This is a genomic window from Bacillus sp. JK74, from assembly GCF_053663395.1.
Window position 1 is genome coordinate 71,035 of record NZ_JBSJQB010000007.1, and the last position, 14,072, is coordinate 85,106.

Genomic DNA, 14,072 nt, shown 5'->3' on the forward strand with positions numbered 1-14,072 from the left:
ATTCTCTTTGTCAATGAACCGGCGGAAAAAAGGTGTTCAGGACGCTGCCCGAACACCTTTTGTTTAGGAAATGTTTTTGCCTTTCGCGCTTTTCGCGATATCTGAATACTCCCAGCATTCGATCCCGTCATCATCAGGGAGCACATCTCTGTAAAAGACGGGGTCCTTTCCGGCTTTCTTTTGCCGGGCATAATCGCTCAAAGCGGCAAACGCTTTTTTCGACAGAAGGAAAATCGCGATTAAGTTCACGACCACCATTAAACCCATGAACAAGTCAGCCATATCCCACACAAGCTGGACTTTGGAAATACAGCCGAACAGTACCATTCCGAGCACGCAGATACGGTAAATGAACAGCCATTTTTTGTTCTGGCTTAAAAATCCGATATTGGTTTCTCCGTAATAATAGTTGCCCATCAGAGCGCTGAAGCCGAACAAAAGCATTAAGACGGCAAGGAAACCTGACGCCCACGCGCCGACATGATCGCTCAAGGCAGCCTGAGAAAGCGCGATGCCGCTCAGTCCCGGCTGGTGATAAGCGTCTGAAAATAAAATGATAAGCGCCGTGCTTGTACAAATGACGAGCGTATCCGTCAGGACGCCGAATGCCTGAATGAGCCCCTGTTTCACCGGGTGGCTCGTCGTAGCTGTCGCCGCCGCGTTCGGAGCGCTTCCCATACCCGCTTCATTTGAGAAAATCCCGCGTCTTACACCTTGCATCAAGGCCGCACCTAAAGCGCCGCCCGCTGCCTGATCAATGCCGAACGCATTTTTTACGATTAGCGACAGAACGCCGGGCAATTGGGTGATGTTCGTCAGAATGACAAAGAAAGCGACACCGATATATAAAACGGCCAAGACGACTACGATGTATTCCGCCATTTTCGCAATTCGTTTGACGCCGCCGAAGATTACGCCGCCGAAAACCAAGATTAAAATAATGCCCAATGTAAGACGGCTGGTGCCGAATGCGTTTTGAAAGGCGACGCTGATCGTATTGGATTGAACGGAATTAAAAACAACCCCGAATGACAGTGTGATTAATACGGCGAACAGCGCGCCCATCCAGCGTTTCTTCAGGCCTTTTTCCATGTAATAGGCAGGTCCGCCGCGGAATCCGTTTTGATCTTTTACTTTATAAATTTGGGCCAGCGTGCTTTCAACAAAGCTTGAAGCCGAACCGATGACTGCGATAATCCACATCCAGAAAATAGCGCCCGGACCGCCGAGTGCGATCGCAATGGCGATTCCGGTAATATTCCCTGTTCCGACACGCGCCGCCATACTGATGCAAAATGCCTGAAACGGGGAAATGCTGTTTTTTGTCCGGGCGGCCGCGCCTTCCTTCAAAACCCGGATCATTTCCTTCAGCATGCGGATTTGCAGACCCTTTGATCTGAACGTAAAAAACAGTCCCAGAGAAAGAAGCAGTACGATTAACAGTTTTGACCATAAAAAATCATTTGCCGAGCCGATTACATTTTCAAGGAATTCCTGCATCCAATCACCTCTTGGTTCGTTTGATTAAAAAATACTGAGCTCCCACTCCTGTGCGATATGTTTCAGCAGCATGCCGCCTGTCAGGCTGTTGCCGTATTCATCAATGGCCGGACCGTAAATGCCGATGCCGCAGCCGTTATGAAAAGGCTGTTCTCTTCTGGCGCTTGGGGGAACCAATGCCATAATGCCGCCGGATACCCCGCTTTTGGCCGGGACGCCGACGAAAGCCGCATATTTGCCTGACGCATTGTACATCCCGCACGTCAGCATCAGGGCTTTGGCGAGTTTCGCGACATCTTTCGGAATGACCTGTTCCCGTCGGATCGGATGGTAGCCGTCATGGGCAAGTATCAATCCGATTAAAGCGATGTCCTCGGTTGTACTCTCCATGGCGCACTGCTTTAAATACACTTCAAGCGTTTCTTCCACATCCGCCTCGAGAAAGTTTGTTTCTTTTAAATAGTAGGCGAGCGCTCGGTTCCGATGTGCGGTCTGCCATTCAGAACGGAAGACCTCCTCGTGAATGTGAGGCCGTTTCCCTATTAATTTTTCAAAAACGGAAAAGAGATATTCTAATTTATTATGCGCCGTTTCACCCGGAAGCAGCGAGGCGACGGTAATGGCGCCGGCATTGATCATCGGGTTGAAGGGCTTCCCGGGTTTATGGATTTCAAGCCGGATGATAGAATTAAACGCATCACCTGTCGGCTCCACGTCCACACGATCGAGCACATAAGGAATGCCTCTGGACATGCAGGCGGCAATAAAGCTGATGACTTTTGAGATGCTCTGCAATGTGAACGGGACATTCCATTCACCGGCATGAATCATTGAGCCATCCGGCTCTAATATGCAAATGCCCAGCTGAGAGTCGTTGATTTCTCCGAGGGCGGGTATATAATTTGCGCTTTTTCCATTGACGGAAAACGGTCGGTAATGCTCGACCCAATCTTGTAAAAGTGAAGCCAGTTCCTCTTTTTCAAGGCGCTCTCTGACCATATCTTTCATAACATTCCTCCTCTATTGCAAGCCTGTCCGAAGCGGAAACCGGTCTTGGAAAACGTTTTCAAAAATAGCGTGTTCCATGTTAATGTATAATGACATCTACAGAATCATACAAAATACGACAAAATCATTCTTAAAATAAGCCGATAGATTTATAAATCAGCCGGAGTGTCCCGCCATTCGGGTCTAAAGAAATTTGCGGACTGTATCGGTCTTGTTCAAAATAGACAGAAGAAGGAAGTGATTATGATCAGGCTCGACTATTTACTGAAAAAAGACGGCTATCTTTTCGCCCTTATGCTGATCACGGTGCCGCTGGCGGGGGAACTGAAATTTTACCCCCTGAATGAGGTGTACCGGATCAGCTTCGGCGCCCCGGCTTTTTTCTTTTTTCTTCTGCTGCTTCGGCATGTGCCGGCGGTATTGTCAGGGCTGTTGACAGGTGCAGCCGTTGTGGCATTCCGAATCGGCCTGGCTTGCTGGGGAGGAGAGCATGCCGGATTTACGGCGGCTTTTTTCAGCCAATATCCCAGTTTCTTTTTTTACTTTACATATGCCTGCTTGTTTTATGTGCTGAAGGTCAGGCTTTTTTGGGATCGGCCGCTCATGATCGGGTTTCTCGGTTTTCTCATTGAAATGGCGTCCGATGCCGTTGAAATGACGGTTCAGTTTTCCGGCGGCAAGCAGATTATGATGCCGGACAAGCTGGCGGATATCGCGGTTATCGCTGTTTCTCACACATTTATTGTGCTGAGTTTTTTCAACGTGATGAAGCTGCACGAATCTCAGGTCAGGGAAAAACAAACAAGAAAGCAGCATGAGCACATGCTGATGATTGTATCTAACTTATATGAAGAAACGATTCATTTGAAAAAAACGTTAAAAACGACGGAGCATGTGACGAAAGAATCCTATCAGCTGTATCGGGAAATGAGCGGGAACGACCGGGAGCTCGGGAGCCGAATGCTGCGCCTTGCGGGAGAAATTCATGAAGTGAAAAAAGACAATCAGCGAATATTCGCCGGCCTGTCGAAGCTGATTTCAAATGAGAGATTCCGGGATTACATGAAGGCCGCCGATCTGGTCGGCCTCGTTATCCGCATCAATGAAAAATACGCCGAATCTTTAGGCAAAGACATTCAATTCAAAAGCGTGATTGAAGGAGAACACCCCGATTATCACGTCTTTACCGTCCTGTCGATCTTAAATAACCTGACCGCCAATGCCGTCGAAGCCATGGGTGACAGGGGTGAGATCCGCCTCGCGCTGCGCAGGGCTGAGGGGGAGATGGCCGAATTTGAGGCGGAAGATGACGGTCCCGGCATCCCGGAAAAAATCGGAGAGGTAATCTATGATCCCGGATTTACGTCCAAATACGATGAATTCGGCACACCTTCAACGGGCATCGGGCTTTCATACGTGAAGGAAATCGTCACCGAACTTGACGGAGACATTTCCTTTCATAACAAGCCAAAAGGCGTCATATTTACGATTAAGCTGCCGGTGAAGCATTTGATTGCAGAAAGGATGAACTCATAATATGCGTTTTTTTATAGCTGATGATGACCGGGCGATCCGTTCCATTTTAAAACAGATGATTGAGGACGAGGACTTAGGCGAAGTCGTCGGTGAGGCAGAGGACGGAAGCCAGATTGAAGGGCATTATCTCCATTTTAAACAAGTCGATATTTTATTAATTGATCTGCTGATGCCGGGCCGGGACGGGATTGAGACGATCCGGCATCTTCAGGGGGCGTACAACGGAAAAGCGGTGATGATATCGCAGGTGGAGGCAAAGGAAATGGTGGGAGAAGCTTATTCTCTCGGCATCGAATACTTTATCCATAAACCGATCAACAAAATCGAGATCGTCACCGTTTTGCGAAAAGTAAAAGAGCGGATTGAACTGGAAACCTCGATCGGCGACATCCAACATTCATTAAGCCGTCTTATTCAGCGGAATGAACCGAAAAAAAGCGGGCCGGGGGGGATGCACGAGAAATCAATCAAAGAAACAGGAAAATTTCTTTTGTCGGAATTAGGCATCGTGGGAGAAAGCGGGGCGCATGACCTCATGGCCGTCCTTCACTATTTATTTGAGGATGGACAGGCGGAAAGAAACATCCCGTCTTTAAAGCAGATGTTTACAAACGCCGCCATCCGGAAGCTGGGGCCTGCGGCGGCACAAGCCGAGGTTAACAGAGAAATCAAAGCCTCGGAACAGCGGATCAGAAGGGCCGTCATTCATTCGTTAAACCATTTCGCTTCATTGGGCACAACAGATTTTTCAAACCCCAAATTTGAATATTACGCCTCGAAATTCTTTGATTTCCCCGCTGTCAGCAAGAGAATGAAAGAAATGCAGGCCAAGGAAACCGTGCCGCTTTCTCCGGTTAAAGTGAATATGAAAAAATTCATTCACGTCTTTTTTTTGGAGGCGAAAGATTTACGCGAAGGATCAAAATTTGTCAGCGGAGGCAGCCGGTAAGCTGATAAATAGGGTTTACGTATATAAGGTTTTTGTGTAAAATAATGTTAACTAAGAAGGAACGGAGGGATCCTGATGGCTGATCAAATTCCGGTTTACGCACTAATGAAATAGTGTCAAAGTCTCTGCCTTGAGCGCGGAGGAAACCGGGATTGTCTGCCTGAATAAGGAACCTGACAGTAATAGTGAGGGGGCGGCGATTATGCCGCCCTCTTTTTGGCGTCTTCACACATCTCTTTCTCCTCCGCCTAAAGGCGAAGCTCTGTGTCAGTAAATAAGGGAAATGGGGAAACGAAATGACAAAACAAAGGGAAATAGAATCCGTTCTGAACATCGCAAAGGAAAATGGCTTACGGTTAAAATATGAAGGGGCGGACATAAATGAAACGGGTATGGACTTCCAAGTCGTATTTGCTGAAGATGACAGCGGCGTGACATGGGTGCTCCGAAAGCCGCGCCGTCCCGATGTTATCGAAAGAGCGGCTGCAGAAAGCGATGTTCTCGCGTTTCTCCGCAGCCATGCCGCGGTATCAGTCCCCGATTGGCGGATTCATACACCGGAACTGATCGCTTATCCGAAACTGGACGGAATACCGGCTGCCGCAATTGATCTGGATAAGAAACAGTATGTCTGGAATATGGAACACGAGCCGCCTTCAGACGGTTTTGTCGGCTCGCTTGCCGCGGCATTAGCCGGGCTGCACGGGGCAGACCCGGATGCGGCCTCCAGATCCGGAATTGAAATTATAAAACCGGATGACGTCAGGCAAAGGGCGGCGGAATCAATGGATCATATAAAAAAAGAAATCGGGGTTTCAGAACAGCTTTGGAAAAGATGGCAAACGTGGATAAATGACAGCTCGTACTGGCCTGATTTTTCCGCGCTGATCCATGGCGACTTGCATCCTCCGCATATTTTGATCGGCGAAAATCAGCGTGTGACGGGTCTCCTCGATTGGACGGAGGCGAAGGTTGCCGATCCGGCCAAGGATTTTGTCCTTTATCAAGTGATATTAGGAGAAAGAGAAACAAAACGGCTGATGAAGAGCTACGAAGCTGAAGGCGGGCGCGTCTGGCTGAAAATGCAGGAGCATGTGACAGAATGGCAGGCCGCTTACCCTGTGGAAACGGCGAAGTTCGCGCTTCAGACGGGGCAAGAGGAGCATATGCAAATGGCGCGGGACATGCTCGGCCTGTCCGATCCGAAAGGTTATTGACTTCCGCCGGATGACAGCGTATGATACATTTTAAAATCATAGAACGGATGAACAATGCTGAGGAAGAGTAAGTACGCATCAGCGCGCGGGGTTCAGAGAGTCGGTGGCCGCTGTGAACCGATCCCCGTCCGGTGCCGAATGGGCTTCTGAATTGCTGCGCTGAAATGACAGTAGGCGGTGCCGGGATTCTTTCCCCGTTATCAAGAAAGGAGTATTGAAACCCTGAGTTTCTGTACTTTTTGAGAGAATGGCTTTTCAGCCGTTAATAAAGGTGGCACCGCGAAAACCTCGTCCTTTGATGGACGGGGTTTTTTTGTGTTGTTAAGGAGGTGATGGCCATGGAAAGTGACTGGAGACGGGCAGACAATCAAAAAAGGAGGGATATTCATGGTGATCGCAACCGACGATCTTGAGCTCACGTGCCCGCATTGTGAAGGAACCGGCGAGGAGAAAGAAGGGACGCCCTGTCCGAAGTGCGGCGCGAAGGGCGTCATATTGACCGCTCAAGGAAACACGCTGCTGCATTTTATCAGAAAGCATATGGATCAGTGAAATCAAACGAATATGTAAAGAAACAGCACAAAACAAAAAAGCTTGTAGAAAAACATCGTTTTCTCTACAAGCTGCTTTTTCATTCTTCAAAATAAGGATTCACATGGATGAGCACTTCTTCAACATCTGAAAAGTGTCTTTTGATTTCATTTCGGATTTCGCGGGCTATATCGTGTCCCTGCTTAATCGTCAAATCATGATCCAAAGATAACCGGACATCAAGCAATTTATAGTGGCCGTGTTCTCTCGCTCGGATTTTATCGAGCCGTTTGACTTGAGGACAATGCAAAATAACCGATTTATATTCCTCTATCAGTTCGGGATCGACACTTTTTTCCATGAGAACGTCAACAGACGGCCTGATTAATTCCATTGAAATCTTAAAAATGAGGTACGCCACAATGACACTGGCAATTGCATCGGCGTACAACAGATAGGACCATCCGCGTGTGTTCCCGATAATCGCCAATAGGACGCCGATAAAAGCGGCAAGAGAGGCAACGATATCGCCTTTATGATCGTAAGCAATCGCTATAATCGCTTTACTGTTCCATTTTTCCCCTTGTTTGATCGAATAACGATATAAGATCTGCTTAGCCACGTAGGATATCAGAGCCGCAAACAATGCGCTGTATTGCGGGATGCTTGGACCTTCAACAAAGGACGAAATCGCTTCTATCAGAATATACACGGAAACGAGCACTAATATGATTCCTACAATCGCTTCGCTGATGACCTCAGCTTTGCCATGCCCGAAAGGATGGTCTTGATCGGGCGGCTTATTAGAAATACCGATGACGGCCAGGACAGCAATTGAAGCCACGACATCCGCTGCAGAATGTATACCGTCGGCAAAAACTGCTTCACTATCGCCTATCAGTCCAAAAAAGATCTTTCCTGTCATTAAGATCAGATTGGCTATCAATGCAATCAAAGCAACTTTTTTGCTTATTTGTTCTCTTTCACTTGTCATTTTTTCCTCCTATAAAACTGCACAAAAAAATAGGAGCGCTTTTGATTCGCTCTCCGTATCCTTTCTTGTGTAATCACTTTGCTTATCATATCAATTCAGTTTCGAGTGGGTCTATAGCAAGGTTGTTTCCTGTTTACTAATAAATAAGGTGACAGAAAAAAAGTTGGAGCAGGGCTAAATAGTACATAAACAAAATTGCGCTGAATTTAAAAATGAACTGTTGACATTTGAGTATTTATCTTTTATTATTATCTTGAATTCAAGATATTTTAATTCGAGATAATTTAATTAGATTGCAGGATAAGAACCTGCCGATCGTTTCGTTTTTTGATCATATGCTATTTGATTTTTTATACCATAATATCTCGAATTCGAGATAAAGGGGAGTGCGAGAGAAATGGCTGAATTTGTACAGCTGGTGAATGAAAGAAGATCTGCAAGCAACTTTCTTCCAGAACATCCAATCACAAGAGATGAGCTCAACGAAATGTTTGAATTGGTTGCGTTGGCTCCATCAGCTTTTAATTTGCAGCATACAAAATATGTGACGGTTCTTGACCCGGAGGTAAAAGAAAAGCTGAAGCAGGCCGCAAACGGACAATATAAAGTGTTCAGCTCATCAGCGGTTCTTTTGGTTTTAGGGGATAAGCAGGCATATCAGCAAGCGGCTGGCATCTATGAAGGGTTGAAGATGCTGGGGGTATTAAATAAACAAGAGTATGATCACATGGTTCAAGACACCGTTTCGTTTTATGAAAACAGGGGAGAACTGTTTAAGAGAGATGAGGCGATAAGAAATGCTTCACTTTCTGCGATGATCTTTATGCTGACTGCTAAGGAAAAAGGCTGGGACACCTGTCCGATGATAGGGTTTGATACTGAAGCCGTGAAACAGATTTTGAATATAGATGATCAATTTGAGGTCGTCATGATGATTACAATCGGGAAAGAAAAAATAGAAAGCAGAAGGCCGCGCGGCTACCGAAAGCCTGTGAATGAGTTTGTGGAGTATATTTAAATATTTGTAAAGGAGCGGATAAAAATGGCTAAAAAAACGATGGGAATTCATCATATTACAGCAATTGTCGGTCACCCTCAAGAGAATGCTGATTTCTACGCTGGAGTGCTGGGGCTGCGATTGGTCAAGCAAACGGTCAATTTTGATGATCCGGGTACGTATCACCTTTATTTTGGGGATGAAGGCGGGAAGCCGGGAACAATCATCACATTCTTTCCGTGGGCGGACGCCCGTCAAGGCATCATTGGAGACGGACAGGTTGGCGTGACATCTTACGTCGTGCCGAGAGGTGCCATGGCATTTTGGGAAAAGAGACTTGAAAAGTTCAACGTGCCATACACCAAAATCGAGCGTTTTGGAGAACAATATATAGAATTTGATGATCCGCATGGCCTGCATTTAGAAATCGTGGAAAGAGAAGCAGGGGAGGCCAATACGTGGACTTTCGGTGATGTAACCCCGGATGTTGCCATTAAAGGCTTTGGCGGTGCAACCCTGTTATCAGCACAGCCTGAAAAAACAGGTGAACTGCTGGAAAACATCATGGGGCTTGAGCGAGTCGGCAAGGAAGGAGACTTTGTTCGTTATCGTTCTGTCGGTGATATCGGGAATGTGATTGATCTTAAATTAACGCCGATCGGCCGCGGACAAATGGGTGTCGGCACAGTGCATCACATCGCTTGGCGGGCTCAGGATGACGAAGATCAATTAGATTGGCAAAGATTCATTGCTGCGCACGGATATGGTGTAACTCCTGTTCAGGATAGAAACTATTTTAATGCGGTTTACTTCAGAGAACATGGGGAAATCTTATTTGAGATCGCAACTGATCCGCCGGGCTTTGCACATGATGAATCACAAGAAACAATGGGGGGAAAATTGATGCTCCCTGAGCAGTATGAACCGCATCGGGCACAAATTGAACAAGGGCTGCTGCCGTTTGAAGTAAGGGAATTAGATTAGTCTTAATGACTGCTGACGCATGAAGAAAAAGAAAGAGACATATATTCAACAGATGTTTGCTGGAAGCGACTGTTGGTAAACAAGCTGCCTTGCAGCACATCATATAATATGAAAAATAAGGAGAGATAAAAATGGAAGATGCAGGACTATTACTTATTCGAATCATGATTGGTGTGGTGTTTCTGTTTTATGGATCACAAAAATTATTCGGCTGGTTTGGCGGATACGGGATTAAAGGAACCGGACAATGGTTCGAGTCAATTGGAGTTAAACCAGGCAATGCCGCGGCCGCTTTATCAGGTCTCGGGGAACTCGCAAGCGGAATTTTATTTATTTTAGGTGTATTCCTCCCGCTTGGAGCTGCTATCATAACGATCATTATGTTAGGTGCCATTGTAAAAGTTCATGGAGCGAAAGGGTTTGCGAACGGTGCCGGCGGTTTTGAATATAACGTGGTGCTGATTGCCGTCTCCATCGGAGTTGCACTCATCGGTTCAGGAGCTTACGCTTTGCATTTTTAATATAAGTATCTAAGAACAGTTACTGAAAAGCGGTAACTGTTCTTTTATTTTTCAAGCACGACGTTAAGGTGCTCTGAATCGCAAAAAAGCGGATATGATCCATATAAATGTGTATAGTGAATGTACGAGTATTGATGAGCTTGGTCATGAAAGACGAGCCGATTTGAAGGAGGGTTTTGATGAAAGAGCTGACAGACTTACATTCATTAGATTCTATCGAGAATTTTATTAAGCAGCATCAATTCAGTTTTATCTACATTTCAAGACCTGCCTGTACAGTATGTCACGCCGTTCTGCCGCAACTCAGAAACGTATTGGATCAGTTTCCGAATATCAAATTGGGGCATACCAACGCTGACGAGGTAGAAGAGGTTGCCGGCAGGTTTTCAGTCTTCACTGTCCCCGTGCTTCTTTTGTTCATTGATGGGGATGAGTTTCTGAGAGAAGCCCGCTTTGTTCATTTTGAACAGCTCGAAGAAAGGCTGAAAAGGGTTTATCAGTTATATCAAGATGTATAAAGCGTTACTTTACAAATAAAAAGCCCCCCTTTAAGGGGCTCAGGCTGTCGAGGAAATCTCGACAGCCTTTATTTTTCCCTTAAAATATCCATTCCCCTGTCATAAAATAAAAGACCCGCACAAGAGACGCTTCTCAAAACCCAGGCGAATTCGTTCTGTTTGACCAACTCGTCGAAGAGGATCACCTGCTTCGAAAAATTGATAAATACATAGATGTCCTTTTTCTGCACCTGAAATCAAATGAATATGTAAAGAAACAGCAAAAACAAAAAAGCTTGCAGAAAAAACATCATTTTCTCTACAAGCTGAAGGCCGTTATCCGGCCTTTTTTACATTATTCGGACCGGGGTTCTAAAAAACGGGACCCGCCCAAGTCTTTTCTCATCAGATAGATATGGAAAAAATATTCTCCGACGGCGATGATCACGGCGGAAATAAGAGCGGCAAACGCCAGTCTTCCTCCGGAAATGCCCATGGACAGCGGCATTCCCATCAGCCAGACAACAAGAAACGCGATTCCGAAATCAGCGGACGCCGCCGTGATATTATTCCATCTCGGAAGCACATACAGGTCGCCCGTAAAGTAGGAAACGGCTCCCAGCACAATGGTCATCAGCAGCACGTCACCGAATGTAAAGCGAAAACCTAAGCCGAGTATCAGATACAGAATAATGATGGTCATAATGCCTTTAATGGCAAGCGCTTTAATGTGTTCCATGCGAATTCCTCCTTATGGAAATCATGTTAGTATGTTTCCTCATAACGTGAAATATAAACCCTTTTTTCGTGAACATTTGTTTTCTGGCTTTTGGCTGTCATCACTGGGCCGCTGCTGAATATGATGAAAGGAGAAAATACGGGAGGTGTCATGATGGCAGTCGTAAAAGCGTCGAGCGCCGATGTCGATCTAATGGCAAGGCTGCTCAGGGCGGAAGCGGAAGGCGAAGGGAAGCAGGGAATGCTTTTGGTCGGCAATGTGGGAATCAATCGGGTGCGGGCGAATTGTTCTGATTTTAAAGGCCTGCGCACCATCAGGCAGATGGTGTTTCAGCCGCACGCGTTTGAAGCGGTGACTCACGGATACTTTTACCAGAGACCGCGTGAATCCGAGCGGAGGCTTGCCCGCAGGAACATTAACGGAGAACGGTTTTGGCCGGCTAAGTTCAGTCTGTGGTACTTTAAGCCGCCGGGCAACTGCCCGCAGACTTGGTATGGCCAGCCGTTTGTCGCCAGATTCAGATCCCACTGCTTCTATCAGCCGACAGGTGAGACGTGCGAAAACGTATACAATACATTTTGATCCCGGGCGCACCGTTCTTAAAATGAACGGTGTTTTTTTAATGTTTTGTGAAGAAAAATAGGAAAAAAGTGCGCTTGACGGATGACAAGCCAAAAAGAAACAGAGGGGGTTTTCTTCCGGCGGGGCAAGGTTTGTCGAAACAATGTGAAAAATGTCTCCCGCCGTCCATTTTTCAGCCTTACAAACCCTTCACACTTCTTCATAGCGGTTTAACATTTCTTTTTTATAATAAGGGCGATCAATGAGACGAAAGGGGAACTGACATGACACATGACGGCCGTTTAGATGAATGGATCAAGGAATTGGAGAACAAAAGCTTTCAGAACAATACGTTTGACCGCCGCGCATTTATACAGGGCGCCGGGAAAATCGCCGGTCTTTCCCTTGGGTTAGCGATCGCGCAATCCATCGGCGCGTTTGAAGTGAATGCCGCTCCAAAATTTTCAAACTATCCGTTCACCCTCGGCGTAGCTTCCGGCGACCCGCTGTCTGACAGCGTCATTCTCTGGACGCGTCTTGCCCCTGACCCGCTGAATGGGGGCGGCATGCCGAAGCAGGCCGTGCCGGTAAAATGGGAAATCGCCGCAGATGAACATTTCCGTCACATCGTCAAACGCGGAACGGAAATGGCCAAGCCGAATCTCGGACACTCCGTCCATGTCGAGGCGGACGGGCTCAAGCCCAATAAAGTGTACTATTACCGGTTTAAAAGCGGGCATGAGCTCAGTCCCGTCGGCCGGACGAAAACGCTGCCCGCTCCAGGCGCTGACGTATCCGCCATGACGTTTGCATTTGCCTCATGCCAGCAGTATGAACACGGCTATTATACGGCGTATAAACATATGGCGAAGGAAAAGCTTGATCTCGTATTCCATCTCGGAGATTACATTTATGAATACGGACCGAACGAGTATGTGTCAAAAACGGGAAATGTCAGGACGCACAGCAGCGCCGAAGTGTACACACTGTCAGATTACCGCAACCGTCACGCCCAATACCGCTCTGATGCCAATCTGAAAGCCGCCCACGCCGCATTTCCGTGGGTCGTGACGTGGGACGATCATGAGGTGGAAAACAATTATGCCAATGTTATCCCTGAAAAAGGCCAATCCGTTGAAGCGTTTGTGCTCAGGAGGGCCGCAGCTTATCAGGCTTATTATGAACACATGCCGCTCAGGCGCATGTCATTGCCGAACGGTCCTGATATGCGGCTGTACAGGCAATTTTCTTATGGCAATTTAGCATCGTTCAATGTGCTTGATACAAGACAGTACAGAGATGATCAGGCCAACGGCGACGGGAATAAGCCGCCTTCTGATGAGTGGAGAGACCCGAAGCGCACATTGATGGGGACAGAGCAGGAGCAATGGCTCTTCGAAAATTTAGCGGCCTCAAAAGCGAAGTGGAATGTGCTGGCGCAGCAAATCTTTTTCGCGCAATGGAATTTCGGAACAACCGCCAATCCGATATACAGCATGGATTCATGGGACGGCTACCCGGCTCAGCGGGAGCGGGTCATCAATTTTATAAAAAGCAAAAACCTGAACAATGTCATCGTGCTGACGGGTGATGTTCATGCAAGCTGGGCGTCAAACCTGCATACCGATTTTAATCAAACGAATTCAAAAATTTTCGGAGCCGAATTCGTCGGGACTTCCATTACATCTGGAGGAAACGGGGCGGATAAACGGGCCGATACGGATCAGATCTTAAAACAAAACCCGCATATTAAGTTTTTCAACGATTACCGCGGCTATGTCCGCTGTACGGTGACTCCTGCCCAATGGAGAGCGGATTACAGAGTGGTGCCGTACGTGACGGAGCCGGGGGCTGAGGTATCCACGCGGGCTTCATTCATTTATCAGAAAGACCAGACGGGGATTCGGAAGGTCTCTCAAGCGGCGGTTGCAGGTGGTTTAAAGCAGTCAAACGAGGTGGAAGAGGATCGTTTCTTCGCCCATAACAATGCGCATGAAAAGCAAATGAGAAAGAAACGGGCCAAAATCTCACAATAAGG

14 protein-coding genes and 1 other annotated feature are annotated in these 14,072 nt (G+C 47.0%); of the genes, 10 read left to right on the top strand and 4 right to left on the bottom strand.

Annotation, left to right across the window (positions count from 1 at the left end):
• Positions 1–63: 63 nt before the first annotated feature.
• Both ACWJJ5_RS17565 and ACWJJ5_RS17570 read right to left on the bottom strand, forming a co-directional pair.
• On the bottom strand, positions 64–1,500 hold the full coding sequence (locus tag ACWJJ5_RS17565) for an alanine/glycine:cation symporter family protein (RefSeq protein WP_102421787.1): 1,437 nt from the start codon (positions 1,498–1,500) through the stop codon (positions 64–66).
• A gap of 24 nt (positions 1,501–1,524) precedes the next feature.
• On the bottom strand, positions 1,525–2,508 hold the full coding sequence (locus tag ACWJJ5_RS17570; protein WP_017419333.1) for a glutaminase: 984 nt from the start codon (positions 2,506–2,508) through the stop codon (positions 1,525–1,527).
• A 243-nt stretch (positions 2,509–2,751) separates the two neighbouring features.
• On the opposite strand from ACWJJ5_RS17570, the gene ACWJJ5_RS17575 reads away from it, so the two are divergent.
• The 4 genes from ACWJJ5_RS17575 (at position 2,752) to ACWJJ5_RS17590 (ending at position 6,762) form a co-directional block, all read left to right on the top strand.
• On the top strand, positions 2,752–4,044 hold the full coding sequence (locus ACWJJ5_RS17575) for a sensor histidine kinase (protein WP_077721743.1): 1,293 nt from the start codon (positions 2,752–2,754) through the stop codon (positions 4,042–4,044).
• Position 4,045: 1 nt separating this feature from the next.
• Positions 4,046–4,993 (top strand): DNA-binding domain-containing protein, encoded by a 948-nt coding sequence (locus ACWJJ5_RS17580; RefSeq protein WP_454022581.1) that lies wholly within the window; start codon positions 4,046–4,048, stop codon positions 4,991–4,993.
• Positions 4,994–5,289: 296 nt separating this feature from the next.
• Entirely contained in the window at positions 5,290–6,210 is a 921-nt protein-coding gene (locus ACWJJ5_RS17585) for a macrolide 2'-phosphotransferase (protein ID WP_173613195.1), read from the top strand.
• 48 nt (positions 6,211–6,258) lie between these two features.
• Positions 6,259–6,509 (top strand) — a binding site (T-box leader).
• Positions 6,510–6,597: 88 nt separating this feature from the next.
• Positions 6,598–6,762, top strand: a complete 165-nt coding sequence (locus tag ACWJJ5_RS17590) for a tryptophan RNA-binding attenuator protein inhibitory protein (protein ID WP_015388747.1) — start codon at positions 6,598–6,600, stop codon at positions 6,760–6,762.
• Between the two features lie 79 nt (positions 6,763–6,841).
• Here ACWJJ5_RS17590 and ACWJJ5_RS17595 read toward each other — a convergent pair whose 3' ends face one another.
• Positions 6,842–7,735 (bottom strand): cation diffusion facilitator family transporter, encoded by an 894-nt coding sequence (locus tag ACWJJ5_RS17595; protein WP_265210274.1) that lies wholly within the window; start codon positions 7,733–7,735, stop codon positions 6,842–6,844.
• A 397-nt stretch (positions 7,736–8,132) separates the two neighbouring features.
• On the opposite strand from ACWJJ5_RS17595, the gene ACWJJ5_RS17600 reads away from it, so the two are divergent.
• From ACWJJ5_RS17600 to ACWJJ5_RS17615, 4 genes are all read left to right on the top strand, one after another.
• Positions 8,133–8,753 carry a nitroreductase family protein gene (locus ACWJJ5_RS17600; protein WP_182069821.1) on the top strand — a complete coding sequence of 207 codons (621 nt, stop codon included), beginning with the start codon at positions 8,133–8,135 and terminating at the stop codon, positions 8,751–8,753.
• A gap of 24 nt (positions 8,754–8,777) precedes the next feature.
• A complete protein-coding gene (locus ACWJJ5_RS17605; RefSeq protein ID WP_146276048.1) occupies positions 8,778–9,716 on the top strand; it encodes a ring-cleaving dioxygenase in 939 nt (312 codons plus the stop codon).
• Between the two features lie 131 nt (positions 9,717–9,847).
• Positions 9,848–10,237: a DoxX family protein gene (locus tag ACWJJ5_RS17610; RefSeq protein WP_003156689.1), complete on the top strand. Its 390-nt coding sequence runs from the start codon at positions 9,848–9,850 to the stop codon at positions 10,235–10,237.
• Between the two features lie 179 nt (positions 10,238–10,416).
• Entirely contained in the window at positions 10,417–10,755 is a 339-nt protein-coding gene (locus ACWJJ5_RS17615; RefSeq protein ID WP_070081317.1) for a thioredoxin family protein, read from the top strand.
• Positions 10,756–11,089: 334 nt separating this feature from the next.
• Here ACWJJ5_RS17615 and ACWJJ5_RS17620 read toward each other — a convergent pair whose 3' ends face one another.
• The gene (locus ACWJJ5_RS17620; protein ID WP_003156684.1) at positions 11,090–11,473 is read right to left on the bottom strand and encodes a DUF2512 family protein; all 384 of its coding nucleotides are present in this window, start codon (positions 11,471–11,473) and stop codon (positions 11,090–11,092) included.
• Between the two features lie 153 nt (positions 11,474–11,626).
• Between ACWJJ5_RS17620 and ACWJJ5_RS17625 the strand changes: the two genes are divergently transcribed.
• The gene (locus tag ACWJJ5_RS17625; RefSeq protein ID WP_003156683.1) at positions 11,627–12,055 is read left to right on the top strand and encodes a cell wall hydrolase; all 429 of its coding nucleotides are present in this window, start codon (positions 11,627–11,629) and stop codon (positions 12,053–12,055) included.
• 263 nt (positions 12,056–12,318) lie between these two features.
• A complete protein-coding gene (locus ACWJJ5_RS17630) occupies positions 12,319–14,070 on the top strand; it encodes an alkaline phosphatase D family protein (protein WP_043866804.1) in 1,752 nt (583 codons plus the stop codon).
• Positions 14,071–14,072 lie beyond the last annotated feature (2 nt).